Annotated in this window: 22 protein-coding genes and 2 tRNA genes; 12 read left to right on the forward strand and 12 right to left on the reverse strand. The window is 65.4% G+C overall.

The features are described 5' to 3' along the window. The first annotated feature begins 138 nt into the window (after positions 1-138). Positions 139-1365, forward strand: a complete 1227-nt coding sequence (gene dinB, locus CBI38_RS11130) for a DNA polymerase IV (RefSeq protein ID WP_109328836.1) — start codon at positions 139-141, stop codon at positions 1363-1365. A gap of 103 nt (positions 1366-1468) precedes the next feature. Here the strand turns inward: dinB and pepN are convergent, their stop codons facing one another. Beyond that, on the reverse strand, positions 1469-4048 hold the full coding sequence (gene pepN / locus CBI38_RS11135) for an aminopeptidase N (RefSeq protein WP_109328838.1): 2580 nt from the start codon (positions 4046-4048) through the stop codon (positions 1469-1471). Between the two features lie 73 nt (positions 4049-4121). Continuing rightward, positions 4122-5360 carry an NAD(P)/FAD-dependent oxidoreductase gene (locus CBI38_RS11140; RefSeq protein WP_109328840.1) on the reverse strand — a complete coding sequence of 413 codons (1239 nt, stop codon included), beginning with the start codon at positions 5358-5360 and terminating at the stop codon, positions 4122-4124. Between the two features lie 148 nt (positions 5361-5508). Between CBI38_RS11140 and CBI38_RS11145 the strand changes: the two genes are divergently transcribed. Continuing rightward, positions 5509-6138, forward strand: a complete 630-nt coding sequence (locus tag CBI38_RS11145; protein WP_109335002.1) for a mycothiol-dependent nitroreductase Rv2466c family protein — start codon at positions 5509-5511, stop codon at positions 6136-6138. Between the two features lie 7 nt (positions 6139-6145). Here the strand turns inward: CBI38_RS11145 and CBI38_RS11150 are convergent, their stop codons facing one another. Further along, the gene (locus CBI38_RS11150; protein ID WP_109335003.1) at positions 6146-7123 is read right to left on the reverse strand and encodes a M48 family metallopeptidase; all 978 of its coding nucleotides are present in this window, start codon (positions 7121-7123) and stop codon (positions 6146-6148) included. Positions 7124-7191: 68 nt separating this feature from the next. Between CBI38_RS11150 and CBI38_RS11155 the strand changes: the two genes are divergently transcribed. Both CBI38_RS11155 and CBI38_RS11160 read left to right on the forward strand, forming a co-directional pair. Then, on the forward strand, positions 7192-7665 hold the full coding sequence (locus CBI38_RS11155; protein WP_109328842.1) for a ribose-5-phosphate isomerase: 474 nt from the start codon (positions 7192-7194) through the stop codon (positions 7663-7665). Positions 7666-7678: 13 nt separating this feature from the next. Beyond that, on the forward strand, positions 7679-8476 hold the full coding sequence (locus CBI38_RS11160) for an Fpg/Nei family DNA glycosylase (RefSeq protein ID WP_109328844.1): 798 nt from the start codon (positions 7679-7681) through the stop codon (positions 8474-8476). A gap of 45 nt (positions 8477-8521) precedes the next feature. Here CBI38_RS11160 and CBI38_RS11165 read toward each other — a convergent pair whose 3' ends face one another. Together CBI38_RS11165 and CBI38_RS11170 are read right to left on the reverse strand one after the other, a co-directional pair. After that, positions 8522-9322, reverse strand: a complete 801-nt coding sequence (locus CBI38_RS11165; RefSeq protein ID WP_109328845.1) for a hypothetical protein — start codon at positions 9320-9322, stop codon at positions 8522-8524. 212 nt (positions 9323-9534) lie between these two features. Next, positions 9535-9608: transfer RNA gene (locus CBI38_RS11170), tRNA-Gly, on the reverse strand. A 139-nt stretch (positions 9609-9747) separates the two neighbouring features. Here CBI38_RS11170 and CBI38_RS11175 point away from each other — a divergent pair. The 7 genes from CBI38_RS11175 to CBI38_RS11210 all read left to right on the forward strand — a co-directional run bounded on the left by CBI38_RS11175 (position 9748) and on the right by CBI38_RS11210 (position 16719). Then, positions 9748-9824, forward strand: a tRNA-Pro gene (locus tag CBI38_RS11175). A 61-nt stretch (positions 9825-9885) separates the two neighbouring features. Then, on the forward strand, positions 9886-11262 hold the full coding sequence (gene tig / locus CBI38_RS11180) for a trigger factor (protein WP_162603208.1): 1377 nt from the start codon (positions 9886-9888) through the stop codon (positions 11260-11262). Between the two features lie 184 nt (positions 11263-11446). Next, positions 11447-12034 (forward strand): ATP-dependent Clp protease proteolytic subunit, encoded by a 588-nt coding sequence (locus tag CBI38_RS11185; protein WP_109328849.1) that lies wholly within the window; start codon positions 11447-11449, stop codon positions 12032-12034. A 47-nt stretch (positions 12035-12081) separates the two neighbouring features. Further along, a complete protein-coding gene (locus tag CBI38_RS11190) occupies positions 12082-12744 on the forward strand; it encodes an ATP-dependent Clp protease proteolytic subunit (RefSeq protein ID WP_109328851.1) in 663 nt (220 codons plus the stop codon). A gap of 243 nt (positions 12745-12987) precedes the next feature. Next, positions 12988-14268 (forward strand): ATP-dependent Clp protease ATP-binding subunit ClpX, encoded by a 1281-nt coding sequence (gene clpX / locus CBI38_RS11200; RefSeq protein ID WP_109328853.1) that lies wholly within the window; start codon positions 12988-12990, stop codon positions 14266-14268. Positions 14269-14336: 68 nt separating this feature from the next. Beyond that, positions 14337-14777: a type II 3-dehydroquinate dehydratase gene (aroQ, locus tag CBI38_RS11205; protein WP_109328855.1), complete on the forward strand. Its 441-nt coding sequence runs from the start codon at positions 14337-14339 to the stop codon at positions 14775-14777. A gap of 7 nt (positions 14778-14784) precedes the next feature. Then, complete coding sequence (locus tag CBI38_RS11210; protein ID WP_109328857.1) at positions 14785-16719, forward strand: sugar phosphate isomerase/epimerase and 4-hydroxyphenylpyruvate domain-containing protein; 1935 nt, start codon at positions 14785-14787, stop codon at positions 16717-16719. 18 nt (positions 16720-16737) lie between these two features. Here CBI38_RS11210 and CBI38_RS11215 read toward each other — a convergent pair whose 3' ends face one another. The 5 genes from CBI38_RS11215 to iolC are packed head-to-tail and all read right to left on the reverse strand — an operon-like array spanning position 16738 to position 22654. Further along, the gene (locus tag CBI38_RS11215; protein WP_109328859.1) at positions 16738-17787 is read right to left on the reverse strand and encodes a Gfo/Idh/MocA family protein; all 1050 of its coding nucleotides are present in this window, start codon (positions 17785-17787) and stop codon (positions 16738-16740) included. Positions 17788-17810: 23 nt separating this feature from the next. Beyond that, the gene (locus CBI38_RS11220; RefSeq protein WP_109328861.1) at positions 17811-18716 is read right to left on the reverse strand and encodes a sugar phosphate isomerase/epimerase family protein; all 906 of its coding nucleotides are present in this window, start codon (positions 18714-18716) and stop codon (positions 17811-17813) included. Between the two features lie 34 nt (positions 18717-18750). Further along, a complete protein-coding gene (gene iolD / locus CBI38_RS11225) occupies positions 18751-20703 on the reverse strand; it encodes a 3D-(3,5/4)-trihydroxycyclohexane-1,2-dione acylhydrolase (decyclizing) (protein WP_109328863.1) in 1953 nt (650 codons plus the stop codon). A gap of 1 nt (position 20704) precedes the next feature. Continuing rightward, the gene (iolB, locus tag CBI38_RS11230) at positions 20705-21607 is read right to left on the reverse strand and encodes a 5-deoxy-glucuronate isomerase (RefSeq protein ID WP_109328864.1); all 903 of its coding nucleotides are present in this window, start codon (positions 21605-21607) and stop codon (positions 20705-20707) included. 57 nt (positions 21608-21664) lie between these two features. After that, positions 21665-22654: a 5-dehydro-2-deoxygluconokinase gene (gene iolC / locus CBI38_RS11235; protein ID WP_230990151.1), complete on the reverse strand. Its 990-nt coding sequence runs from the start codon at positions 22652-22654 to the stop codon at positions 21665-21667. Between the two features lie 175 nt (positions 22655-22829). Between iolC and CBI38_RS11240 the strand changes: the two genes are divergently transcribed. Continuing rightward, positions 22830-23567, forward strand: a complete 738-nt coding sequence (locus CBI38_RS11240) for a GntR family transcriptional regulator (RefSeq protein ID WP_109328868.1) — start codon at positions 22830-22832, stop codon at positions 23565-23567. A gap of 74 nt (positions 23568-23641) precedes the next feature. Here the strand turns inward: CBI38_RS11240 and CBI38_RS11245 are convergent, their stop codons facing one another. Both CBI38_RS11245 and CBI38_RS11250 read right to left on the reverse strand, forming a co-directional pair. Then, complete coding sequence (locus tag CBI38_RS11245) at positions 23642-25030, reverse strand: MFS transporter (protein WP_109328870.1); 1389 nt, start codon at positions 25028-25030, stop codon at positions 23642-23644. A gap of 121 nt (positions 25031-25151) precedes the next feature. Next, positions 25152-25829 (reverse strand): TetR/AcrR family transcriptional regulator, encoded by a 678-nt coding sequence (locus tag CBI38_RS11250; protein ID WP_109328872.1) that lies wholly within the window; start codon positions 25827-25829, stop codon positions 25152-25154. Positions 25830-25901 lie beyond the last annotated feature (72 nt).

Consider the following 25901-nt stretch of genomic DNA (forward strand, 5'->3'; position numbering starts at 1 on the left):
GACGGCCCGGCGAGCTTCAGTCCACTGAACCCCGCCGGGCCGTCGGCTGTCGAACGGCTGTCGAATGGGTGCCGACGAGGGGGCGTGCGCCTTCCGCGACGAGGACACTCGACTTCTGTCGGTGGTCGATGCGAACATATGTTCGTGTCGTCATCTTCGCGCCCCCGGATCTCGAGCGGTCCCGACGCGACCATCCTGCATGCCGACCTCGATGCGTTCTACGCCTCGGTGGAGCAGCGAGACGATCCCAGCCTGCGTGGCCTGCCGGTGATCGTCGGCGGCGGTGTCGTGCTGGCAGCCAGTTACGAGGCAAAGGCCTACGGGGTCCGCACGGCCAGCAGCGCGTCTCGGGCGCTTCACCTGTGCCCGCATGCAGTCGTGGTGCCTCCGCGTATGTCGGCGTACGCGGCCGCGAGCAAGGCCGTGTTCGACGTGTTCGCGCACACCACCCCGCTCGTCGAAGGCCTGTCGATCGACGAGGCTTTCCTCGACGTCGCCGGTCTACGCAGGATCGCGGGGACCCCGGTCGAGATCGCCGCACGACTGCGCCGCGAGGTTCGCGAGCAGGTGGGCTTGCCCATCACCGTCGGCGTTGCCCGCACCAAATTTCTCGCGAAGGTGGCGAGTGCGGTGGGCAAGCCCGACGGCCTGTTGCACGTGCCGCCCGATCGGGAACTGGAGTTCCTCCATCCACTGCCGGTCGAGCGGCTGTGGGGGGTCGGTGCGATCACGTCCGGAAAGCTCCGCGACGTGGGGATCGGGACAGTGGGTCAGTTGGCCCACTACCCGGAAGAGGTGTTGGTCACCATCGTCGGCCCCGCCGTGGGGCACCACCTACATGCGCTCGCGTGGGCCCGCGATCCCCGTCCGGTGGAGGTCGGCCGCAGGCGGAGATCGGTGGGCGCCCAGCACGCCCTCGGTAGGCGGCCGAAGTCGCGGGAGGACGTCGACGCCGCCCTCGTCACATTGGTCGATCGGGTGACGCGCCGGCTTCGCCGCGGTCGACGGGTCGGGCGAACGGTGGTACTCCGACTGCGTTTCGACGACTTCACCCGGGTCACCCGCTCGCATACTCTCGTGCAGCCGTCGGCGCAGACGCAGACCATTCTTCTCTCGGCGCGGGGCTTGCTGGACAAGGCGATGCCGATGATCGAGTCGAAGGGAATCACCCTCGTCGGTGTCGCCGTCGCGAATCTCGAGGACGATTGCCCGCAGCAGCTGGCACTGCCGTTCGATCCTTATTCCAGCAGTTCCCTCGACACCACACTCGACAGCGTCCGCGACCGCTTCGGGTCTTCTGCCGTCACGCGCGCCGTACTCCTTGGCCGGGACCCCGGCATTTCGGTGCCGATCCTGCCGGACTGACACGTCCTCTGACTGGCTCGTATGTCCTGAGCGGACGCTGCGGGGCGAAGGAACCTTTCGGCGCACCTGACGCGTCGAAAGATTCATTCGCCCCGCGACGCGGTCAGCTCGCGTCGAACTTGCGTGCTGCCAGGGAGCGGACGATGCCCGCGCGGCCTTCCACCACCAGCCGGCGTAGAGCGGGCGGGTGGTCACCGGCGAGGAATTCGTCGGCCGCTGCCACCGACTTCTCGCTGATCGACCAGGACGGGTACAGGCCGACCACGACGGTCTGTGCCACCTCGCTCGACCGCCGCTCCCACACCGCGGGAATGTCCGCGAAATAGCGGGCCACGTACGGCTCGAGCAGTTCCGACTGACCAGGTCCGGAGAACCCGCCGATGATGGCGCGGGCGGTGATGTTCGGCAGCGAGTCGTCGCCGATCACCTTGGTCCAGGCCTGCTCTTTGACGGCCGCCTGCGGCCGGAGCGTGGCCGCGGCCGCAGCCTGGCGGGCCCCTGCGGCCGTGGGATCGCGCTTGGCTTCGGCGTCGATGAACGGCGATTCGACGCCGTCCGCATCGATCTCACCGGCTCCGGCCAGTGCCCCCACGATCCGCCAACGGAGATCGGTGTCGACCACGAGGCCGGGCAGCCCGACGGTGTCGGGTTCCGCGTCGAGCAGCTCCTGCAGGACCTCGGTGTGCCACGCCGACAGCTGCGCACCGGTCAGCGCGTTCACGAACGCCAACTGGTGGTCCGATCCTGCCTCGGCCTCCCGGGCCAGTTCGAGGAGCCGGTTCGCGAAGTCGGGCCAACCGTGCTCCTTCGCCCACTCGGGGTCGGCGTAGCTTCCGAGCGCGGTGTGCGCCTGCATCAGGAGCCGCTGCACCACACCGACTTCGGTTTCGGCGCTGATGCCGCGCTGTACCAGAGCGACGAAGTCCCGTGCCTTCAGCTCTGCCTGACGTGTCATCTCCCACGCTGCGGACCAGACGAGGGTGCGGGGGAGGGATTCGGCGATGTCCCCGATCCGCTCGATGGCCGTGGCGAGGGAGTCCGGATCGAGGCGCACCGAGCAATAGGTGAGGTCGTCGTCGTTGACCAGGATCAGTTGGCCCCGCTCCACACCCACCAGTTCGGCGACGTCGGTGCGTTCCGTGGCCTCGAGATCGAGTTCGGCCCGATGGGTACGCACCAGCTTGCCGTCTCGATCGCCGTAGACGCCGACGGCGATGCGGTGCACGCGGCGCTCGCCGGCACCCGGTGCGGCACCTTCCTGAATGACGCTGAAGCGAGTGAACTTACCGTCGGCGTCCACCTCGAAGTCGGGGCGCACGATGTTGAGGCCGGTGGTCTTGAGCCATTGCGCACCCCAGTCCGACAGGTCGCGGCCCGAGGACTTTTCGAGCGCGCCCAGCAGGTCGTCGAACGTCGCGTTGCCGAACGCATGCTCGCGGAAGTAGTCCCGCAGCCCCGCCAGGAACGGCTCCAGCCCGACGTAGGCGACGAGCTGCTTGAGGACGGACGCGCCCTTGGCGTAGGTGATGCCGTCGAAGTTCACCTCGACGGCGGCGAGATCGGGGATGTCGGCGGCGATCGGGTGAGTGGACGGCAGTTGGTCCTGACGGTAGGCCCACGACTTTTCGACATTGGCGAAGGTCGTCCAGGCGCTGGTGTACTCGGTCGCCTCGCTCTGGCACAGCACCGATGCGAAGGTGGCGAACGACTCGTTGAGCCACAGGTCATTCCACCAGCGCATGGTGACGAGGTCGCCGAACCACATGTGCGCCATCTCGTGCAGTACGGTCTCGGCCCGGCGTTCGTACGACGCCCGGGTCACCTTGGACCGGAACACGTAGTCCTCGAGGAAGGTGACGGCGCCGGCATTCTCCATTGCCCCGGCATTGAACTCGGGCACGAAGAGCTGATCGTACTTGCCGAACGCGTAGGGCGTGCCGAAGTTGCGATGATAGAACTCGAAGCCCTGCTTCGTTTCCGTGAAGAGACGCTCGGCGTCCATGTGCTCGGCAAGCGAGGTGCGGCAGAAGATTCCGAGAGGGATGGCACCGTGCTCGTCGGAATACGTGTCGGTCCACTCGGCGTAGGGTCCGGCGATGAGCGCCACCAGGTAGGTGCTCATCTTCGGGGTGGTGCGGAAGAGATGGCGGCCGGCCTCGGCCTTGACGGATTCGACGGTGGCAGAGTTCGAGATCACCTTCCAGTCGGCGGGGGCGGTGACGTGCACGTCGAACGTCGCCTTCAGATCCGGCTGATCGAAGCAGGCGAACATTCGCTTGGCGTCGGCAGTCTCGAACTGCGAGTACAGGTAGACGGCCTGATCGGTGGGATCGACGAATCGGTGCAGTCCCTCACCGGTATGGGAGTAGACGCAGTCGGCCTCCACGACCAGTTCGTTCTGCTCGGACAGGTCGGTGAGCGCGATACCGGTGGCCTCGTCGTAGTCCGCCACGTCGACGGGGGAACCATTCAAGGTGGCCGAATGCACCCGGGCCGCAACGATGTCGATGAAGGTGGACGTGCCGGCGACGGCGCCGAAGGTGACGGTGGTGCGTGAGCTGAACGTCTCCGCACCGGGCTTCCCGGCCCCGTCGGTGAGATCGAGTTCGATGAGGTAGTTGTCGACGGTCAGCAACCGGGCGCGTTCGGCTGCCTGTTCGCGGGTCAGGTTCGGTGGGGCCACAGAGGTCTCCTCGGGGATGGGCGGCGGTGCTCGTACTCGATGCTGCCATCCCATCACGAGTGGACCGGGGCCGTTAACCGGAGACGTCGACCAGCGGGACTGCCGGATCGGCCAGACGGTCGGGGTCGACCGGAGCCGACGAGGACACCAGTTGCTTGATCTGATCTGTGACGTCCCAGATGTTGACGTTCATTCCGGCGAGCACCCGGTTGCCGGAATCGAGCCAGAAGGCGATGAACTCGCGGGTGGCGTAGTCGCCGCGCACGATGACCCGGTCGTAGGAATCGTGCGGTGCGTATCCCACGTACTCCATGCCGAGGTCGAACTGGTCGGTGAAGAAGTACGGCAGGTTGTCGTAGTGCGCCGTGTGGCCGAGCATCGTGGCTGCGGCGACTGCGGGCTGGTTCAGCGCGTTCGCCCAGTGCTCGACCCGGATTCGTGTTCCGAGCCGTGGATGCAGATGCGCGGCGATGTCGCCCACGGCGACGACGTCGGGATCGCTGCTCTGCAGTCCCGCGTCGACGAGGACGCCGCCGCCGTCGACGTCGAGTCCCGCCTGCTCGGCGAGTTCGATGTTGGGGGCGGCGCCGACCGCTACCAGGACCGCGTCGGCGGGCAGCACGGTGCCGTCGCCGAGTCGCACGCCGGTTGCCCGGCCGTGCTCGACCAGTATTTCCTCGACCTTGGCGGCCAGATGCAGGTGGACGCCGTGCTCGCGGTGCAGCTCCGCGAAGACCGTCCCGATCTCCGGGCCGATCGAGCCGCTCAGTGGGACCTCCGCAGCCTCCACCAGTGTCACGTCGGCGCCTCGTTCCCGCGCCGACGCGCCGACTTCGAGCCCGATCCAGCCGGCACCGATCACGACCAGACGGCCGTGCTCGCCGACTGCTTCGATGAGGGCGTCGGACTCGTCCACAGTGCGAAGGTAGTGAACCCCTGCAGCGTCCGACCCCGAGATGGGTGGCCGGCGCGACCGGGAGCCGGTGGCGAGTGCCAGCTTGTCGTACGAGAGGGTCGAACCGTCCGGGAGCGTCACGGTGTGGGCGGCGAGATCGAGGGCGGTGGCAGCGGTGCCGAGCCGCAGATCCACGTGGTGGTCGCGGTACCAGTCGCCGCGGTGCACGATGAAATCGGCGAGCGCCTTCTTGCCTGCGAAGTGTTCCTTCGACAGTGGAGGCCGCTCGTAGGGGAGGTGGTCCTCCTCGGACAGGAGGATGATCGAACCGTCGAAGTCTTTGGCGCGCAACGCCTCCGCAGTTTTCGCACCTGCGAGACCGCCGCCGACGACGATGAACGTACGAGTGGAAGACATTGGGGAACTCCCTTCCAGCCGGTGCCCCTGGCTGATCATCTCGACCCTACTGCGGCGCGGGGGACCGGCGGGAAGGATTGGCCGCGACTCCGTGTTGACACCCGTAGACCTGGAATGGGCCGACGACACCACCGAGAAGGAGCAACACGTGAGTGCTGGTACGAACGCTGGAACCACGAAGGACACCGCGGATTTCTGGTTCGATCCGCTGTGCCCCTGGTGCTGGATCACGTCCCGATGGATCCTCGAGGTCGCGCAGGTCCGTGACATCGAGGCCAACTTCCACGTGATGAGCCTGGCGGTTCTCAACGAAGGTCGGGACCTGCCCGAGCAGTATCAGGAATTGATGGAGAAGGCGTGGGGGCCGGTGCGGGTGCTGATCGCGGCTGCGCAGCAGCATGGCGACGACATCCTGCTGCCCCTGTACACGGCGATGGGCACGAAGATCCACAACGAAGGCAACAAGGATTTCGCCGACGTCGTGGTCAAGTCTCTGGCCGAGGTGGGACTGCCCGCCGAGCTCGCGGGCGCGGCCGAGTCCGACCGGTACGACACCGCGTTGCGTGAGAGCCACGCCGCGGGCATGGACGCCGTCGGACCCGATGTCGGAACACCGACCATCCACGTCAACGGTGTCGCGTTCTTCGGCCCGGTGCTCTCACGCATTCCGCGCGGTGAGGACGCCGGCAAGGTGTGGGACGGCGCTGTCGCGTTGGCCGGCTACCCGCACTTCTTCGAGCTCAAGCGCACGCGCACCGAAGACCCTCAGTTCGACTGAGGTTCGATCACATCCGGGCGGGCCCGGCCGGGTCGATCGCGTACTGCAGCTGCTGTGGATCGCGGTAGATCTGGCCGGGCTTGACGAAGAGATGCCCGTGTCGGGTGCGGTTACGCAGCGCCGCCGCACGCCAGGTGAGAACCGGATGTCCGGACAGCAGATTGACGAACCACGGAAAGAAACCGCGTTCGGTGGTGGCCCGATCGGCGAGCTCGTCGAAGCCGACGACGCTGACGAGGTATTTGCCCGCACCGAGGACGCCCATCGCGCCGCGAGCGCCCTGGGGCCGCACGCAGAAGCCGTGATTGTCCGCGGTGTACTCCATGGACCGGAACAGCGCCGATCCGACGACGGGAATGTAGTTGGCCGCGAACTGTCCCAGCTGCCGCCAGTAGGAGGCGTGACCCGCCGCGATGTGTCCCACCTCGTGGCCGATGATGAAGGCGAGAGCGTCCGGTTCGCGTGCCTCCCCACCGATCTCGAAGAGGTCGCTGTACACCACGACGAAACGTCGGAATCCGTGCCCGGACGCGAATGCGTTGATCCGGCCGTTCCCGAGCACCACATAGGCGTCGGGCGGCTCGGCCATACCGAACCGTGCCGCCGCCTCGGCCACCATGCGGTATCCGTCCGGGAACTGGGTGGGCGTCATCTTGATGCCGTTCACCTGTTGCGAGCCGTACAACTGTCCGCGAGCGATGGCGATGAGAATCGGGGCGACGAGCACGACCACAACCCAGGTGGAGACCACACCGAGTACGAGCGACACGATCGCCGCCGTGTAGGCCACGACCGTGAGGGCGACGGCGCACACCAGAAGCGGAATCTCCCACGAATGCCGCGCCGGGCGGTCGTTCGGCATCAACCCCGGGGCGGGCAGCGGGGGAGGTGTCCATCCCATTCCGCTGTTCCACTGCGGCTGCCTGGATGCCGGCAGGTGTCCCGGATGCACGTGTCCCCAGTTCTGTCCGTTATCGGGATACATGCTGATCACGATAGGCGCACCGGGGTCGTGACACGATTCGCTCCCGTCGCCTGACAGAATCTCCAGTCATGCGCGTATACCTGGGTGCCGACCATGCCGGATTCGAACGTAAGAACGAGATCATCGACCACCTCACCGCCACCGGTCACGAGGCCGTCGACTGCGGTGCTCACGTCTACGACGCCGTCGACGACTACCCCGCCTTCTGCATCGAGGCGGCTCGCCGGGTGGTCGAGGACGAGGGCAGTCTCGGCATCGTTCTGGGCGGGAGCGGCAACGGCGAGCAGATCGCAGCGAACAAGGTGCCCGGCGCCCGCTGCGCGCTCGCGTGGAGCGTGGAGACGGCTCAGTTGGCGCGTCAGCACAACAACGCCCAGCTGATCGGGATCGGCGGACGCATGCACTCACTCGAGGAGACCCTGGCGATGGTCGACGCCTTTCTCACCACGGAGTGGTCGAACGAGGAGCGGCACCAGCGCCGGATCGACATCCTCGCCGAGTACGAGAAGACCGGCGTCGCCCCGGCATTGCCCGAGGCCTGACGAGAGAACTTCCATGCCCGAGGGCCCCACACTTCACCGGCTGGCGCGCTTGCATCAACGCCGATTCGGCCGTGCTCCGGTGCGGGTGTCCAGCCCGCAGGGCAGGTTCGCGGAAGAGGCGGCGATTCTCGACGGGCGCGTCCTCCTGAAGGCGGAGGCGTGGGGCAAGCATTTGTGGCACCACTACGAGGGCGGGTTCGCCGTCCACGTTCACCTCGGTCTCTACGGCACCTTCACGGAGGCGCCCGTTCCGATGGACCCGCCGGTGGGCCAGGTCCGGATGCGGATGGTCGGTGCCGAGTTCGGCACCGACCTTCGGGGTCCCACCGCGTGTGAATTGCACGACGAACTTCAGGTCGCCGCTGTGGAGGCCAGGCTCGGACCTGATCCACTCCGCAAGGACGCCGATCCCGAGAAGGCGTGGAATCGGATCTCCTCGTCGAAGACGGCAATTGGAGCCCTGCTCATGGACCAAGCCGTCGTCGCAGGAATCGGCAACGTCTACCGGGCGGAGGTGCTCTTCCGGCATTCGATCCACCCCGAGCGGCCCGGCCGCGAGCTGTCCCACGACGAGTGGGACGCAGTGTGGGCCGATCTCGTCGACCTCATGAAGCTGTCGGTGCGCCGCGGTCAGATTCATGTGGTCCGGCCCGAAGACGACCACGGCGAACCGCCCTACGCGAAGGGGCGTCCCCGCACCTATGTCTATCGTCGGGCAGGGGAGCCGTGCCGGATCTGTAAAACAGCGGTTGCCCATTCGGTCATGAAGGGGCGCAACCTCTTCTGGTGTCCCACCTGCCAGCCGTCCTGACCCGGCGGCGTCGCGCACACCAACTCCCGGTCACGAGACGGCGACTCAGATGTCGAAACCGCCGAAACCGCCGTCGCCACCGAAGCCCATGAACCCATCGCCGCCGCCGCTCATGTCGCCGCCGGCGTCGCCGCTCATATCGCCGCCGGTGTCGCCGCCATCTCCACCGTCTCCGCCCGAGTCTCCGGCGCCGGCAGCGGCGTCGCCCTGACCGCTTTCCCAGTCCTGGGCGCCGTACGCCACCCCTGACATTCCGGAGAACATCGCGGAGAACAGGAACATCGAGCCGACGCCCCAGGCGCCGGCAATGAGCGCCGGTTTCCACCACGGCTCCGAGTACCAGCCGGCGGGGACGGGGCGGCCGGCGACTCGACCGCCGGGGAAGTAGTTGGGGGTTCTCGGCGAGGGATTCGGTGACGCGGCTACCTGACGCCCCTCGAAGTCGACCTCCCGGTCCTCGGTGACCTGACCGGCCACCTTCTGGCCTTCGAGGGTGGGAATCTCGGGCCCGGGGTCCATCCCCATCGCGATGCGCGCGGCGCGGATGTAATACAGACCCTCGAGGGCGGTCTGCTTGGCGAGACGCGCCTGCATCGGGGTGTCGGCCTGATCGATCTGCGATCCAGCGGCGATGTAGCGCTCGGACGCGTCGGCCAGCGCCTGCTTGGACGCGTCGTCCGAACCGACGAGGTTGTAGACCTGTCCGCCGAGACGCTCGATGGCCTGCCGGGCGTCCGCCTTGGCATCCTCGAGTTGGTGTGCCGTCTGCTCCGCCCGCGTGTTGCGGCCTCGCACGACCAGGAACCCGACCGCGGCGATGATCACAAGGATGAGTAGGAGTTCCACGAGAGCCTCCAAGGGCCGAGCGGCCGTCGCCAGGACGAATCGGACAACTCCCAGCCTACCGAGGAAACCGGGGATTACGCGTTGGGCGAACGCGGGGACGGTCGGGGAGCGGGATCTCCAAGTTTGTGACGCATGTCACAAGGCCGTGGATTGCCTGCCCGGCCACCAAAGCACGAAAAAGGAGCGCTTCCGCGACGGGAAACGCTCCTGTGTGGAGGGGATGACGGGAATCGAACCCGCGTAATCAGTTTGGAAGACTGAGGCTCTACCATTGAGCTACATCCCCGTGCATACGACAACCTGGGATCGCCATGCATGTCGTCTGCGATGTCAGACTGTACCCAATCCCGCTTTGGATTTCATAATCGGGGGGCCGTAGGATTCTTCCTCGGGTCCTCGCGAGGTTGGCGAGAGCCTGCTCGGACCGGGGTGTAGCGCAGCTTGGTAGCGCATCCGCTTTGGGAGCGGAGGGTCGCAGGTTCAAATCCTGTCACCCCGACCAGAACCACAGGGCAGGCAACTGCCGCACAGTAAAGAGCACGACCACACGAAGGAGCCAGTCCGTGAAGAGCACCGTCGAGCAGCTCAGCCCGACGCGAGTCCGTATCAACGTTGAGGTGCCCTTCGAGGAGCTCAAGCCTGATTTCGACAAGGCCTACAAGGCCCTCGCGCAACAGATCCGTCTCCCCGGCTTCCGTCCGGGCAAGGCACCGGCCAAGTTGCTCGAAGCTCGTGTCGGACGTGGAGCCGTCCTGGAGCAGGTCGTCAACGATGCACTCCCGTCCCGCTACTCCGAGGCCGTCACCACGGCTGCGGTGAAGGCGATCGGTCAGCCCGAGATCGAGATCACGAAGATCGAGGATGGCGAGCTCCTCGAGTTCACCGCCGAGGTCGACGTGCGTCCCGAGATCACGCTGCCCGACTACAACGAACTCAGCGTCACCGTCGATCCCATCGAGATCACCGACGAGGCCGTCGAGGAGCAGCTGCTGTCGCTGCGTCAGCGCTTCGGCACCCTCACCGGCGTCGATCGTCCGGTTCAGGACGGCGACTTCATCTCCATCGACCTGTCGGCCACCGTCGACGGTGAGGCCGTTCCCGAGGCCACCGCGAGCGGACTGTCGCACGAGGTCGGCTCCGGTCAGCTGATCGAGGGCCTCGACGAGGCCGTCATCGGTCTCTCCGCCGGCGAGTCCAAGGAGTTCACCTCGACACTCGTCGCCGGTGATCATGCGGGCAAGGAAGCCGTCGTCACCGTCACCGTCGGCACCGTCAAGGAGCGCGAGCTCCCGGCCGAGGACGACGAGTTCGCTCAGCTGGCAAGCGAGTTCGACACCCTCGATGAGCTGAAGGCCGACCTGCGCGAGCGCGTCGGACGGGTTCGCAAGGTCGAGCAGGCGGGGCAGATCCGCGACAAGGTCCTCGAGACCCTGCTGGAGACCGTCGAGGTTCCGCTGCCCGAGGCCGTCGTCAAGGCCGAGGTCGACGCGGCACTGCACGACGCCGTGCACAGCCTCGACCACGACGAGGACGCCCTGAACAAGGCTCTCGAGGAACAGGGCACCAGCCGCGAAGAGTTCGACAAGGACGCGAAGGAGAGCGCCGAGCGCTCGGTGAAGACCCAGCTGCTGCTGGACGCCATCGCCGACGCGTCCGACGTCACCGTGGGCCAGGACGAACTCACCGAGCGCATCCTGTTCCAGGCCCAGCGCTACGGCATGGCTCCGGAGCAGTTCATTCAGCAGATCCAGCAGGCCGGCCAGCTCGGTGCCGTCTTCGCCGACGTGCGCCGCGGCAAGGCTCTCGCCGGTGTCGTCGAGCAGGCCACCGTCACCGACACCACGGGTGCCACCGTGGACACTGCGGAACTGTTCGGCAACGGCGAGACCGAAACCGATGAGCCCGCCGCGGATTCCGCCGAGGGCGAAGACCAGAGCTAACGCTGGTCGCGGGGTGTTTCCCGCATGTTCGGCGGTGAGTTGTTTTCCGCTTTGAGCGAAGTAGGGCGGCACCGGGACTCCGGTGCCGCCCTCCTTCGTTAGTGTCTGTGTCAGCAATCAACGATTTACGGAGAAGGCAGGTACCGTGACTTCCAATCACCTGGAGACTTTGCAGAGTCCCGCCATGACTTCAGCCACCGCTGGGTTGAACCTCAGCGATTCGGTGTACGAGCGCCTGCTGCGCGAGCGCATCATCTTCCTCGGTACCCAGGTCGACGACGACATCGCGAACAAGCTGTGCGCTCAGATCCTGCTGCTGTCGGCAGAGGATCCCAATCGGGACATCTCCCTCTACATCAACTCGCCCGGCGGCTCGGTCAGCGCCGGAATGGCGATCTACGACACGATGCAGTTCGCGGAGTGCGACGTTGCCACGTTCGGAATGGGTCTTGCCGCCTCGATGGGTCAGTTCCTGCTCTCCGCCGGTGCGAAGGGCAAGCGTTACGCTCTCCCGCACGCCCGGATCATGATGCACCAGCCGTCCGCCGGTATCGGGGGCACCGCCAGTGACATCGCGATCATGGCCGAGCAGTTCGCCCACACCAAGCGTGAGATGGCCGAGCTGATCGCCGAGCACACCGGTCAGACCGTCGAGCAGATCACCGCCGACTCCGACCGCGACCGCTGGTTCACCGCCAATGAGGCTCTCGAATACGGCTTCGTCGACCACGTCGTCTCCCGCGCACGCCAGGCGGGCGGGACCGGTAGCTGAATCCGGCCCCTGACCCTCCCCGCGTCCCACACATCCTTGGAGAACTGATGACCAACCTGTTCGATCCCCGCAACCTGGGAGGCCAGGCGCCCGCCGCCCCGCAGTCGCGCTACATTCTGCCGTCGTTCATCGAGCACTCGAGCTATGGCGTCAAAGAGTCCAACCCGTACAACAAGCTGTTCGAGGAGCGCATCATCTTCCTCGGCGTCCAGGTCGACGATGCCTCGGCAAACGACGTGATGGCTCAGTTGCTCGTCCTGGAGTCGCTCGACCCCGATCGCGACATCACGATGTACATCAACTCCCCGGGTGGTTCGTTCACCTCGTTGATGGCGATCTACGACACCATGCAGTACGTGCGCGCCGACATCACCACGGTGTGCCTGGGTCAGGCGGCGTCGGCTGCGGCCGTGCTGCTGGCCGCCGGGTCGCCCGGCAAGCGCCTGGCGCTGCCGAACGCTCGCGTCCTCATCCACCAGCCGGCCTCTGGTGGCATCCAGGGCCAGGTGTCCGACCTCGAGATTCAGGCAGCCGAGATCGAGCGCATGCGCCGCCTGATGGAGACGACGCTGTCGAAGCACACCGGCAAGACGCCGGATGTGATTCGCAAGGACACCGATCGCGACAAGATCCTCACCGCCGAAGAGGCGAAGGAATACGGGATCATCGACGACGTGCTCGAGTACCGCAAACTCAGCGCCCAGAAGTGATGTATTGCCGCCCCGGCTCGGGCGACACGCCGTGAGGGTGGAGTTGCGACGGGCCGGGTGCGGCGTCGGTAAGGCTGGCGTTCCCGGAAGATCGGCGAGCGAATCACCGACAACCAGTCGACCTCGCTCGCGATCTGCGGGTACGGTCACATAACGGGCTTTCGTTTTTCGATGGGTGCGCAGCATGCGTGTCATCGGGATTCGGTGGTTGCACGTAAACGAAGGAAGTAGGGACCTGACGAGATGGCACGCATCGGTGACGGCGGGGATCTGCTCAAGTGCTCTTTCTGCGGTAAGAGCCAGAAGCAGGTCAAAAAGCTCATTGCGGGGCCTGGGGTGTACATCTGCGACGAGTGCATCGACCTCTGCAACGAGATCATCGAAGAGGAGCTGGCCGAGTCCAGCGAGGTCAAGCTCGACGAGCTGCCGAAGCCTGCCGAGATCCGGGACTTTCTGGAAAATTACGTGATCGGCCAGGACGCCGCCAAGCGGACCCTCGCTGTCGCCGTCTACAACCATTACAAGCGCATCCAGGCCGGTGACAAGGGACGCGACGCGCGTGGTGAGACGGTCGAGCTGGCCAAGTCGAACATCCTCATGCTCGGCCCCACCGGCTGTGGCAAGACCTACCTTGCTCAGACGTTGGCGAAGATGCTCAACGTCCCGTTCGCGATCGCCGACGCCACGGCACTCACCGAGGCCGGTTACGTGGGTGAAGACGTCGAGAACATTCTGCTCAAGCTGATCCAGGCCGCCGATTACGACGTCAAGCGCGCCGAGACCGGCATCATCTACATCGACGAGGTCGACAAGATCGCCCGCAAGAGCGAGAACCCGTCGATCACGCGCGATGTGTCCGGTGAAGGCGTGCAGCAGGCGCTTTTGAAGATCTTGGAGGGAACGCAGGCGAGCGTGCCTCCGCAGGGCGGGCGTAAGCACCCCCATCAGGAATTCATCCAGATCGACACCACCAACGTGCTCTTCATCGTGGCCGGCGCCTTCGCCGGACTCGAGCGGATCGTCTCCGACCGGGTCGGCAAGCGCGGAATCGGCTTCGGCGCCGAGGTGCGTTCCAAGGCGGAGATCGATACGCAGGACCACTTCGCCGAGGTCATGCCCGAGGACCTGATCAAGTTCGGTCTGATTCCCGAATTCATCGGTCGCTTGCCGGTGGTGGCGTCGGTCACCAACCTCGACAAGGAATCACTCGTCCAGATCCTGTCCGAGCCGAAGAACGCGCTGGTCAAGCAGTACAACCGGCTCTTCGACATGGACGGCGTGGAGTTGGAGTTCACCACGGACGCGCTCGAGGCCATCGCCGACCAAGCGATTCTTCGCGGCACCGGTGCCCGCGGTCTCCGCGCAATCATGGAAGAAGTTCTTCTCCCGGTCATGTATGACATCCCGAGTCGCGACGATGTCGAAAAAGTCGTGGTCAGTGCCGAAACGGTCAACGACAACGTTCTGCCGACCATCGTGCCGCGCAAGCCCGACCGTGGGGAACGCCGGGACAAGTCCGCGTAGGCGGAGGCGCGCTGTATCCTGATCGCGGACTAACTCACTAGTTCGTACATACGGAGGTAACGCGCGCGATGACAGCTCCAGGACCGATCTTCGTTCTGAACGGCCCCAACCTGAACCTGCTCGGGCAGCGCCAGCCCGAGGTGTACGGATCCGAGACGCTCGATGACGTCGTCGAACTCTGTCGCACCTCGGCTGCGCGGGCCGGTCGGGAGATCGTGGCTCGTCAGTCCAATCACGAGGGCCAACTGATCGACTGGGTGCACGAAGCGCGGACCACTGCGTCGGGTGTGGTGATCAACCCCGGTGGATACACCCACACCTCGGTGGCGCTACGCGATGCACTCGTCACGCTCGAGGTGCCGTTGGTGGAGGTTCACATCAGCAATGTTCACGCGCGCGAGGAATTCCGGCGACACTCGTACGTCTCCGGCATTGCCACCGGCGTGATCGCCGGGCTGGGTATTCTCGGGTACGGGCTGGCCGTCGACTTCATCTGCAACAAGGGCTGAGTACGTCGTGGCAGAGCGGATCCGGACAAGTGTCGCCACCGTCTCCCTCAGCGGGTCGCTGGAGGAGAAGGTCGCCGCGATCGCCGCCGCGGGTTTCGACGGGTTCGAGGTGTTCGAACCCGACTTTGTGAGCTCGCCGTGGTCTCCACGTGAACTCGCTACCCGCGCAACTGATCTCGGGCTTACTCTCGATCTCTATCAGCCGTTCCGTGACCTCGATTCGACGGACGATGCGACCTTCGCCCGCAACCTGGTCCGGGCCGAACGCAAATTCGACATCATGGAGCAGCTCGGCTGCGACACCATGCTGGTCTGCTCGTCTCCGCTGCCGGAGGCGGTACGCGACGACGGTCTTCTCACCGCGCAACTCCACATTCTTGCCGAACGTGCGCACGCCCGTGGACTGCGGATCGCGTACGAGGCGCTGGCTTGGGGAACGCACGTCAACACCTATCGTCATGCGTGGAAGATCGTGGCGGACGCGGACCATCCCGCCCTCGGAACGTGTCTCGACAGCTTTCACATCCTCTCGCGCGGCGACGACCCGTCGGGTATCCGCGACATCCCGGGCGAGAAAATATTCTTCCTGCAACTCGCGGACGCACCACGCCTGTCGATGGATGTCCTGCAGTGGAGTCGGCATCACCGAAACTTCCCGGGGCAGGGCAACTTCGACCTCGCGGCGTTCGGTGCGCACGTGCAGGCGGCGGGGTACCAGGGCCCGTGGTCACTCGAAATATTCAACGACACGTTCCGGCAGTCGTCCACCGGTCGCACGGCGGCCGACGCTCACCGTTCGTTGTTGTATCTGCAGGAGGAAGTCGGCCGAGTTCTGGCGGAACGCGGCGAAGAGGCCGACGGCGGGCCCGTCCTCTTCCGGCCACCGCCCCGCGCGCCGCTCGAGGGAATCGTGTCCTTGCGCCTCGCGGCGGGTCCCGGAAAAGAAGCGGACCTGCGGCAGGCACTGCAGCACATCGGTTTTCAGCTAGCGGGGCGGCATCGCAACCACGACCTCCAGTTGTGGCGGCACGGGCCGTTGACCGTCATCGTCGACGCCACGGCCGGTACCGTGTGGACTGCCCCGGGCCTGCCTGCGCACTTGCCGGTGCTCACCCAGATCGGTATCCGGTCGAGCGACCCAGATGCGTGGGGTGAGCGGGCGGCAGCGCTCGAGGTGCCGGTGCACGAGGTTCAGTTGCCGGGCGTGGACACGGCTCCCGAGTCAGATGTAGTGCGGCTGAAAATCACCGATGCCACCTCGCTGGACCTGCGAGGGCCCGGGAGTGCGGCTGCGTGGCAGTCGGCCTTCGACCTGTATCCCACCGAGTCGCGGTGGCAGGACGACGTTCCCGTCTTCACGGGTGTGGACCATGTGGCCCTGGCGGTGCCGTCCGACAACTGGGACGGCATCATGCTGCTGCTGCGGTCGGTGTTTGCAATGGCGCCGCACGAGGGCCTCGATGTCACCGACGCGGTCGGAATGATGCGCAGTCAGGCGCTGACGATGGATCAGACGGGTGTGGACGGCGTCGACCGGCCGCTGCGCATCTCCCTGAACATGGTTCCGGGCGCAGCGCCCGGCAATTCGCACATCGCCGCGACCAGGCGTGGTGGGATCAGCCATGTGGCGTTCTCGTGCAGCGACATTTTCACTGCGGCGGCCGCGATGCAGTCCAACGGGTTCGAGCCGTTGTCGATTTCACCGAACTACTACGACGACCTCGAGGCCCGGTTCGGGCTGTCGCGGGAGTTGCTGGACCGGATGAGCAGTTCGGGCATCATGTACGACGCCGATCCGCACGGGGAGTTCTTCCACGTGTTCACCAGGACGGTGGGCGCCGACCTGTTCTTCGAGGTGGTGCAGAGGATCGGCGGGTACGAGGGCTACGGCGACGCCAACTCGGCGATGCGCTTGGCCGCCCAACTGCGGGCGGCCGGCTGAGGGCCGGCGCGGCGTCACTTACCGGTCGTCCGGACTCCGGATCGAGGATCGCTGGACCATCTCCACTGTGACGCGTTCACCCGTCTCGAGTGACTCGACCCCCGCAGCGCACACTGCGGCGGCCGCGTAACCGTCCCATGCGTCCGGCCCGTCGATGTAGTTGCCCGTCCTGAATCCCGAGCGGACAGCATCGACCCACCGCTGAATCTCGATGTCGTAGGCCTGCCCGAACCGCTCCGTGAAGGTCCGCGTGATCCGACCGCTTCGAATGCCGGGCGTGCTCGTACGAATCAGTCCTACGTCGAGACCGATCATTGCGCTACCCGATTCCCCGACAACCTCTGTCCGGACCTCGTAGGCGACCCCGGTGGTGACGAACACCTCCACGTCGACGTGCATGCCGGACGTGGTGGTGAACAGGGCGATCTGCGGATCCCGCAGGCCCTCCGGTGCTCGCGGGTTGGGTCGGGGCGTGATGATCTGAACGGAGGAGATCTCCTCGTTCAGCAGGAAGCGGGTCACATCGACCTCGTGCACCAGCGAATCCTTGACGATCATGGCGCTGTCGAAATGAGGTGGCACGCTGACGTTTCGGTGGATGCAGTGCAAGAGCAGGGGGCGCCCCAATTGCCCCGAGTGGAGGAGGGCCGCGAGTTGCCGGTACTCGGGATCGAATCGGCGCATGAAACCCACTTGTATGAGCTTCGTGCCCAGTTCCGCTTCACGCGCGACCACTTCGAGTGATGTGGCGACGTCGGTAGTGAGGGGCTTCTCGCACATCACCGGCTTGCCGTGCTCGAGGCACGCAAGCAGTTGCTTCTCATGGGCCGGGCCGGGAGTGGCCAGCAGTACGGCGTCGACGTCAGGGTCCGCGATCGCATCTAGCGGATCTTCGACGACGCGGCATCCCGGGATGGTCGCGGCGAGTCGCGCAGCCTTCTCGACGACGTAGTCGTTGACCACCGCGACCCGGGCACCGGAGATTGTGGAGGTAATGCGTGTGACGTGATCGGCGCCCATCATTCCGACGCCCAGTACGGCGATGCGGAGGTTCCGGCTTGCGGTCATCGGGGAACGAACTCCTGACGTTGTCAGTGGAAGCGAACGGAACCTATCCCGCAGCCCTCCAGATACTTTCGAGTGCGTTGCGCGATCGGCAAGGGGACGTGGGGGGCGCAGGGATAGAGGTCTTGCTCGACAATGGCGAATACGTCTATATCGAGCGTGTCGATCGCCGCGAGGACAGACGGCATGTCCGGGATTCCCAGCGGAGGCTCGATCATGACGGCGAGCTGCACGGCTTCACCGAACGGCAGGTCGCCGGCTTCGACCGTGGCCCGGACCTCGGGATCGACCTGCTTGAGGTGCAAGTAGCCGATACGCTCGGCCGCGCGCGCGATGATCGCGAGATTGTCACCACCGCAGTAGCTGATGTGCCCGGTGTCGAGGCACAGATTGACGAATTTTTCGTCGGTGGCATCGAGAAAACGATACACCCGCTCCTCCTCGTCGATATGGCTGTCGGCGTGCGGGTGGTACTGCGCTTCGACGCCGTACTGCTCGAACATTCTCTTGCCCAACTCGTTCATTCCTGCGGTCTTGTTCGTCCATTGTTCCGCGGTGAGGTTGCGATCTTCGAGGACCTTGCCGCTGCCCGGATCGCGCCACATCTCGGGGATCACGACGACGTGCCGGCCACCGACAGCCGCAGTGAGGGCGGCGACGTCCTCGATCCGGGACCAGACGGCTTCCCGGGAATCGGGTCGATGCAGGTGCTCGAACACCGTCCCGGCGGACAGTTTCAGGCCGCGGGCGTCGAGTTCGTCACGCAACTTCTCCGGCTGGGTGGGCAGGTAGCCGTACGGGCCCAGTTCGATCCATTCGTAACCGGCTGCGGACACCTCGTCGAGGAAGCGGTCGTAGGAAATCTGCCGCGGGTCGTCGGCGAACCAGACACCCCAGGAATCAGGGGCTGATCCGACGCGGATCGCGCTCATCTCGGCGCTCCTTTCGGGTTCTTGGGTAGTCGCTCTAGTTTCCGGAGGGACGCAGGAAGGGGCGTTGGATCTTCTTCCACTGTGCGTACGTCTCGTAGGCGGTTCGGGTCGAGTCGAGCGTGGACGTGGAAGACACCGGAACGTCCCACCAGGATTCACTGTCCGGGCCCGGGGAACGCGGATCGGTTTCCACGTGGATGACAGTAGTCGTCTCGCCGGCCTTCGCGACCTTGACGGCGTCGGCGAACTCCGCAGCTGTCTTCACGCGAATGACATCTACGCCGAGACTGGCTGCGTTGGCTGCCAAGTCGACCGGGAGCACCTCGCCGTCGAGCCGGCCCGATGCGCCGCGGCGACGGTACTCCGTGCCGAATCCCTGGGATCCCACCGACTCGGAAAGCGATCCGATCGAGGCGAAACCGTGATTCTGCACCAGGATGACGATGAGCTTGAGATTCTCCTGCACTGCAGTCACCAGCTCGGTGGCCATCATGAGGTACGAACCGTCACCGACCATGACGAAGACGTCGCGGTCGGGACAGGCCATTTTGACGCCGACTCCGCCGGCGATCTCGTATCCCATGCAAGAGAAGCCGTATTCGACGTGGTAGCCCTTCGCATCACGCGTCCGCCACAGCTTGTGGAGGTCGCCGGGCAGGGAACCAGCGGCGCCGACCACGACGTCACGTGGGTCCGACAGGGTGTTCGCCAAGCCGATCACCTGGCTCTGGTTCACCTGCCGAGTGTCGTCGGTGATGTGGTACGCCGACTCGACTTTCGCTTCCCAGCGGGATACGAGCTCGCGTGTCCGCGTGCGGTACTCCTCGGATACGCGATAGTCGCCGAGCAAGGGGCCGAGCGCCTCGAGCGCTTCCCGGGCATCCGCGATGACGCTGACTCCGCCCTGTTTCACCGAATCGAGCGATGCCACATTGATATTGACGAACTGCACGTTCGGGTGTGCGAACGCGGTCCGCGACGCCGTCGTGAAATCGCTGTACCTGGTACCGATGCCGATGACCACATCGGCGTCGGCGGCCAACGTGTTGGCCGCCGTGGTTCCGGTCGAGCCGATGGCTCCCAGCGACTGTGGGTGATCGGAAGCGAGCGATCCCTTGCCTGCCTGCGTCAGACCGACAGCGACGCCGGTCTGCTCGACGAACGCGACGAGGGCGTCGGTCGCACCGGAGTAGATGACACCACCACCGGCGATGATGAGCGGGTTCTGTGCCGAGCGAATGATATCGGCAACGCGGGTGAGCACGGACCGTTCGGGCAGGTGCCGGGCGACGTGCCAGGTGCGCGGGGCGAAGAGCGAGCGCGGCCAGCCGAATGCCTGTGCCTGAACGTCCTGCGGGATGGCGACCGTGGCGGCGCCGGTCTCGGCCGGGTCGGTCAGCACGCGCATCGCTCCGAGCAGCGCCGCCGGCAGCTGCTCCGGGCGCCACACCCGGTCGAAGTATCGCGACAGCGGCTTGAAGGCGTCGTTGACGGTGACATCACCGCTGGACGGCAATTCGAGTTCCTGGAGAACCGGGGCACTCGCACGGGTCGCGAACGTGTCGGCAGGCAGCAGTAGCACCGGCAACCGGTTGATCGTGGCGAGTGCCGCACCGGTAAGCATGTTGGTCGAGCCCGGCCCGACACTGCTGGATACTACCCACGTCTGCAGGCGGTTCTTCTGCCGCGCGTACGCGACGGCTGTGTGCACCATCGCCTGCTCGTTGCGGCCGGGCACGTAAGGCAACTCGGGTGTGGTCCCGGCTTCGGCGGCGTCGATCTCCGCCTGCAGCAGCGCCTGTCCCACACCGGCCACGTTGCCGTGGCCGAAGATGCCGAGGCAACCGGCGAAGAACCGGTTCCGTACGCCGTCCCGCTCCACATACTGGTTTTCGAGGAACCTGAGGGCCGCCTGGGCCACGGTGAGGTGCACGGTGCCCTCGGCGTCGGGATCTTCGTTCGCCGATCGAGGCGCGATGGTCACCACGTCATGCTCCGTTCGGAAAGGTGGAGCGGTGCAGGGGCAGTCGTGGATCGACGGTCTGGTGCTCCCAACTGGTGCGGACCCAGGCGTGCGCCGGGTCGTCGCAGATCTTCCAGGACCGCTCGTCGCTGGGACCGGCCATGACGTTCAGGTAGTACATGTGGTGGCCGGGTGCGGCAATCGACGGGCCGTGATACCCGTGCGGAACGAGGACGACGTCGCCGGTTCGTACTTCCTCGAGCACCTCGATCGGCCGTTCGGGTGTGCCGTACACGCGGTGGTAGCCGAATCCGGTGCCACTGAAATCTGTTGTCCGCGAATGTGCCTGGGCGATCTCGAAATAGTAGATCTCCTCCAGCTGGGATTCGGCAGCGCTGTTTTCGTCGTGCTTGTGGCTCGGATACGACGACCAGTTGCCGCCGGGCGTGATCACCTCGCACGCGATGATCGAATCTGCGTCGAACCGGTCGGCGGTCGCGAAGTTGTGCACCTGCCGGCTGCAGTTGCCCGCGCCGCGCAGTTCGACTGACACGTCTGCGGCGGGTACATATCGGAACGGGAACTTCTGCCGGGCCCGGGCGCCGCAGAGCGCGAAGCGTCCACCGTTCGAGGCCGTCACCCGGTAGGCGGAGTCGATGCCGACATACGCGAAGTCGGTGGGACCGTCGAACACCGATCGTCGCCCGGCGAGGACGAACTCCTTGGTCGCGCAGGACACCGTCACCGATCCCGAGAGGGGAACGACGAGAATTTCTTCTGCGCCGGTGTCGAATTCCGCAGAGCCGTCGAGAGGAAGCGTCAGAACGCGCAGGCTCGACTCGGTCCAGCCCGCGGACTCGGGCGTCACCTCGAGGTCGAAGGGACCGGTGGCGGCCGAGCCGACGGGCAGGTAATACTTGCTGCTCATCGCATCCCCTCCGGCGCGGTCAGTGGCGAGTCGCGATGCGCACAGGGGACGAACGTGTCAGACATCGATGACCTCCGCAGTGTCGACTTCGGCACGTGCGCGTACCTCCTCGGCCGTCGGCATCGCCGTGGAGCATTCGAGGCGGGACGCCACAATCGCCCCTGCGGCATTGGCGTATCGCAGTACTTTCTCGAGCGGCCATCCGGACAGAAGTCCGTGGCACAGGGAGCCGCCGAAGCTGTCACCTGCGCCGAGTCCATTGACCACCTGCACGTCGATCGCGGGTACGGTGACGCGCTGGCTGCGCGTCTTTCCGAGCACACCGTGCGGGCCCTGTTTCACTATCGCGAGTTCGACACCGAAGTCGAGGAGGGCGTCGGCGGCGTTGTCCGCGTCGGTCTCACCGACCGCGATCTCACATTCTTCGCGGTTGCCCACCGCAATGGTGACGTGTCGGAGAGCGCGCTGCATCTGCACGGTGGCGTCGGCCGCACAGGCCCAGAACATCGGCCGGTAGTCGAGATCGAGAACGGTGTGCTGCTGAAGGCCCCGCGATTGCCAGGCTGCGAAATGAGCACTGCGACTCGGTTCCTCGGACAGTCCGGTCGCCGTGGACCAGTACAGCTTCGCCTCTCGCACTGCGGCGGTGTCGATGTGCTCGGGGGAGATCTGCAAGTCGGGGGCCGCGGGCTTGCGATAGAAATATAGCGGAAAGTGGTCCGGGGGAAAGATCTCACAGAACGTGACCGGTGTCGGGTATGCGGAGTCGATGCGCACATAACGGTTGTCTACTCCGAGGTTGGTGAGCGCCGAGCGCACGAATCGTCCGAACGGATCGTCGCCGACGCCGGAGATGAGGGCACTGCGGCAACCGAGGCGCGCGGCGGCGACGGAGACATTGGCTGCGCTGCCGCCGAGGAACTTGCCAAATGTCTCTACCTGCTCGAGCCCGACCCCGGTCTGGAGTGGGTAAAGGTCGACCCCACAACGACCGATAGCGAGGACATCCCAGCCGGGGCGGCTGCGGTGCGTGCTGTCCGTGGTCAATGCTGACTCCCGGGAGGTCGTTGCGGCGCTCTGCGCTGGTGGTGAGATCTGATGGAGACTGTTCTCCACATCGCGCGCACTGTCAACGCTTTGTCCTGACATTAAGACGTAACGTTCACCGGGTGTTAGTCTTTTCAGCGCCGCTCTGGGCGGGAACGAGGATCGGGGTGATCCGGTGAGTGCACAGCTCGCAGTCGAGCTCGACAGATCCAGCCCGATCCCGCTCTATTTTCAGCTGGCACAAAGGATCGAGAAAGCGATCATCGCTGGCGAACTCACGCCGGGAGATCGATTTGAGAACGAACTCTCACTGGCCAAGCGTCTCAATCTCTCGCGCCCCACAACTCGGCGGGCGATCCAGGAGGTCGTCGACAAGGGGTTGCTCGTCCGAAAGCGCGGTGTGGGGACGCAGGTGGTGCGCAGTACGATGCACCGGCCGGTGGAGCTGACGAGTCTGTTCGACGACCTCACCAGGACGGGGCAGAGCCCCACCACTACGCTGCTCGAGTTTCGCGTGACGGCGCCCGGAGCGAACGTCGCGGCCGAACTCGGCCTGGAGCACGGCGCGGAAGTGGCGTGCATCCGGCGACTCCGCAGCGCCAATGGGGAGCCTCTCGCGCTGTTGACGAACTTCCTCCCGATTGCCCTCGCGCCGGACCCGGAGGAACTGGAAGAGTCCGGGTTGTATGCCGCACTGCGAGCACGCGGAGTGCACATTCGGTTGGCTCGGCAGCGGATCGGCGCATCACTGGCGACCGACGCCGAGGCGCTGTTGCTCGAGGAGAAGGCCGGTGCACCGTTGCTGACCGTGAACCGGACTGCCTTCGATGATTCCGGCCGCGCTGTCGAATGCGGTAGCCACTGCTACCGGGCGTCTCGCTACAGCTTCGACACGACCGTCGTCGACAAATAGGCCTCGAGTCCGGTGCCTCGACACGAAGAACGCGCCCGGCAAGGTGCCGGGCGCGTTCGATGGTCGTGACGAGATCAGACTTTCAGCTTCGCGAGCGCGACGTCTTCCTTGTCGAGTTCGAGGAGCGGGGTGCGCGAGTTCTCCTTCGCGGTGGCGGCGGAGGCTCCGGCGACGAGTGCGCACACTGCTGTGAAGACTGCGACGGGCACCCAGTTCTTGGGGTCGGCACCGCGGAGTGCCTGGGCGATGGTGGGGGCGAATCCGGCGAGCGCGAACCCGAGCTGCGTGCCGATCGCCATGCCGGAGTAGCGAACTCGGGACGAGAACATCTCGGCGTAGAAGGCGGGCCAGATGGCGTTGGTCCCGGCGTACACGCCACCCATGAGCAGGATTCCGGCGAGGAAGATCAGTGTGACGTTGCCGGTGCCGATCGCGGCGAAGTACAGGAAGATTCCGGCGGCGGAGCCGATCGCGCCACCGATGAAGACGGGCTTGCGGCCGATGCGGTCGGACAGGATGCCGAGCAGCGGCTGTGAAATGAGCGCGACGCAATTCGCGGCGATCGCGACCCACAGCATGGTGGTCCGGCTCATCCCGATTTCCGGAGTGGTGGCGTACGCGAGGCCGAATACGGAGAAGACGGTGCTGACGACGGCGATGAATGCGCAGAACACGACCCGCAGTACGTCACGCCAGTGCGTGCGGAACAGGTCGACGACGGGAAGTGGCGCGGGGGCCTCGTCCAATGCCTCCTTGTTCGCAATGAAGATCTCGGGCTCTTCGAGCTTGCGACGCACGATGTAGGCGACGACGAGGACGAGGAGGCTGCACCAGAACGGGACACGCCAGCCCCAGCTGTAGAGGGTCTCGTCCGGCATCGCGGCGACCGGGATGAACGCGAGGCTGGCGACGATGAAGCCGGCCTGGGTGCCGGTCAACGTCCAGCTGCAGAAGAATCCGCGACGGTGGGCGGGGGAGTGCTCGAGGGTGAGGGAACCGGCTCCTGACTGCTCGCCGGCAGCGGAGATGCCCTGACAGATACGCAGGAGAACCAGCAGCGCCGGTCCGACCATGCCCGCGGTTTCCGAAGAAGGCAGACAACCGATCAGGAAGGTGACGACACCCATGAGCACCAGGCAGAACATCATCACTTTCTTGCGCCCGGCCCGGTCGCCGAAGTGTCCGACGAACACTGCACCGACCGGACGTGCGACGTAAGAAATGCCGAAGGTGGCCAGCGACAGCAACAGCGGGTTCTTCGAGCCTTCGAAAAACACGTGGGGGAACACCAGCGCAGCAGCCGAGGCGAAGATATAGAAGTCGTAGTACTCGAGCAGGCTGCCGAAGAAGGCGGCTTTCGCGGCCTTCTTCGCGTTGGTGGGATCGGCGTTGGGGTCGACGGCGGAACGGCCGTTGCCGTCACCGCCTCGACCGGAGACGCCGGTGCCGTAGTCGATGGTCATCGATACTCCTGGGGAGCGAGGAGGGCGAACACGCTGCGCTCGGAGAGCGGCTGTTCGAAGGTCGTGCAAGCAAGGTAACCCTCGTCACACGCTCTCGTCAATAATGGTCGAAATGGTTAGTTCATAATTTCCCGGGCTGCTGGAGGTAGGCGAGGACGACGTCACCGAGCATCGTGCGCAGGTGGGGGCGGTTCTCGGCGCCCGTGAGATCCCAGTCGAACAGCGCTCTGAAGGTGTACCGGTTGGCCACGCGAAAGACGCAATATGCGCTGATGAGCATGTGAATGTCGAGGGCGGTCGTATCGGCACGGAAGATTCCGGCATCCTGCCCGCGCTGAAGAATTTTCTCGAGTGTGCGGATGGCGGGGGTCTGCGTTTCCTGTAGGCCCTCGGCCTGGCTGAGATTCGCGCCCCGATTCGTGTTCTCGATGGCGACCAGCCGGATGAAGTCGGGGTGCGCCTCGTGGTGATCGAAGGTCAACTCGGCGAGCGCTCTGATCGCCTCCGACGGATCGAGGTGGTCGACGTCGAGCTGCGACTCTTCGTAGCGAATCTCCTCGTACGCGCGCTGGAGCACCGCTCGATACAGGCCGTCCTTGTCGCCGAAGTAGTAGTAGAGCATCCGCTTCGTCGTGGCGGTCTTGGCTGCGATCTCGTCGATGCGGGCACCGGACAAACCCTTGTCGGCGAACTCCTTCATCGCCACGCGAAGGATGTCCTCCTTGGTCTTCTCGGGATTCCGAGTGCGTTTGGCACCCTCGCGGTGGGGTGCCTTCTCCGTAGCGTCACTTCGTGTCATCCCGAGAACTCCTGTTCATCGCTGTGGCTTTCGCGCGGTATGGAGGTATGCTACCGTGACATAACTCACTAG

This window comes from Rhodococcus oxybenzonivorans (assembly GCF_003130705.1).
Lineage (GTDB): Bacteria > Actinomycetota > Actinomycetes > Mycobacteriales > Mycobacteriaceae > Rhodococcus_F > Rhodococcus_F oxybenzonivorans.

What these genes read in the sequence shown, in the direction of transcription:
- CBI38_RS11160 (WP_109328844.1), top strand. Translation starts at nt 7,679, where the DNA reads ATGCCCGAGGGCCCCACACTTCACCGGCTGGCGCGCTTGCATCAACGC.
- CBI38_RS11155 (WP_109328842.1), top strand. Translation starts at nt 7,192, where the DNA reads ATGCGCGTATACCTGGGTGCCGACCATGCCGGATTCGAACGTAAGAAC.
- CBI38_RS11250 (WP_109328872.1), bottom strand. Translation starts at nt 25,829, where the DNA reads ATGACACGAAGTGACGCTACGGAGAAGGCACCCCACCGCGAGGGTGCC.
- CBI38_RS11140 (WP_109328840.1), bottom strand. Translation starts at nt 5,360, where the DNA reads ATGTCTTCCACTCGTACGTTCATCGTCGTCGGCGGCGGTCTCGCAGGT.
- dinB (WP_109328836.1), top strand. Translation starts at nt 139, where the DNA reads ATGTTCGTGTCGTCATCTTCGCGCCCCCGGATCTCGAGCGGTCCCGAC.
- aroQ (WP_109328855.1), top strand. Translation starts at nt 14,337, where the DNA reads ATGACAGCTCCAGGACCGATCTTCGTTCTGAACGGCCCCAACCTGAAC.
- iolB (WP_109328864.1), bottom strand. Translation starts at nt 21,607, where the DNA reads ATGAGCAGCAAGTATTACCTGCCCGTCGGCTCGGCCGCCACCGGTCCC.
- CBI38_RS11150 (WP_109335003.1), bottom strand. Translation starts at nt 7,123, where the DNA reads ATGTATCCCGATAACGGACAGAACTGGGGACACGTGCATCCGGGACAC.
- CBI38_RS11220 (WP_109328861.1), bottom strand. Translation starts at nt 18,716, where the DNA reads ATGAGCGCGATCCGCGTCGGATCAGCCCCTGATTCCTGGGGTGTCTGG.
- CBI38_RS11185 (WP_109328849.1), top strand. Translation starts at nt 11,447, where the DNA reads ATGACTTCAGCCACCGCTGGGTTGAACCTCAGCGATTCGGTGTACGAG.
- CBI38_RS11215 (WP_109328859.1), bottom strand. Translation starts at nt 17,787, where the DNA reads ATGACCGCAAGCCGGAACCTCCGCATCGCCGTACTGGGCGTCGGAATG.
- CBI38_RS11190 (WP_109328851.1), top strand. Translation starts at nt 12,082, where the DNA reads ATGACCAACCTGTTCGATCCCCGCAACCTGGGAGGCCAGGCGCCCGCC.
- clpX (WP_109328853.1), top strand. Translation starts at nt 12,988, where the DNA reads ATGGCACGCATCGGTGACGGCGGGGATCTGCTCAAGTGCTCTTTCTGC.
- CBI38_RS11245 (WP_109328870.1), bottom strand. Translation starts at nt 25,030, where the DNA reads ATGACCATCGACTACGGCACCGGCGTCTCCGGTCGAGGCGGTGACGGC.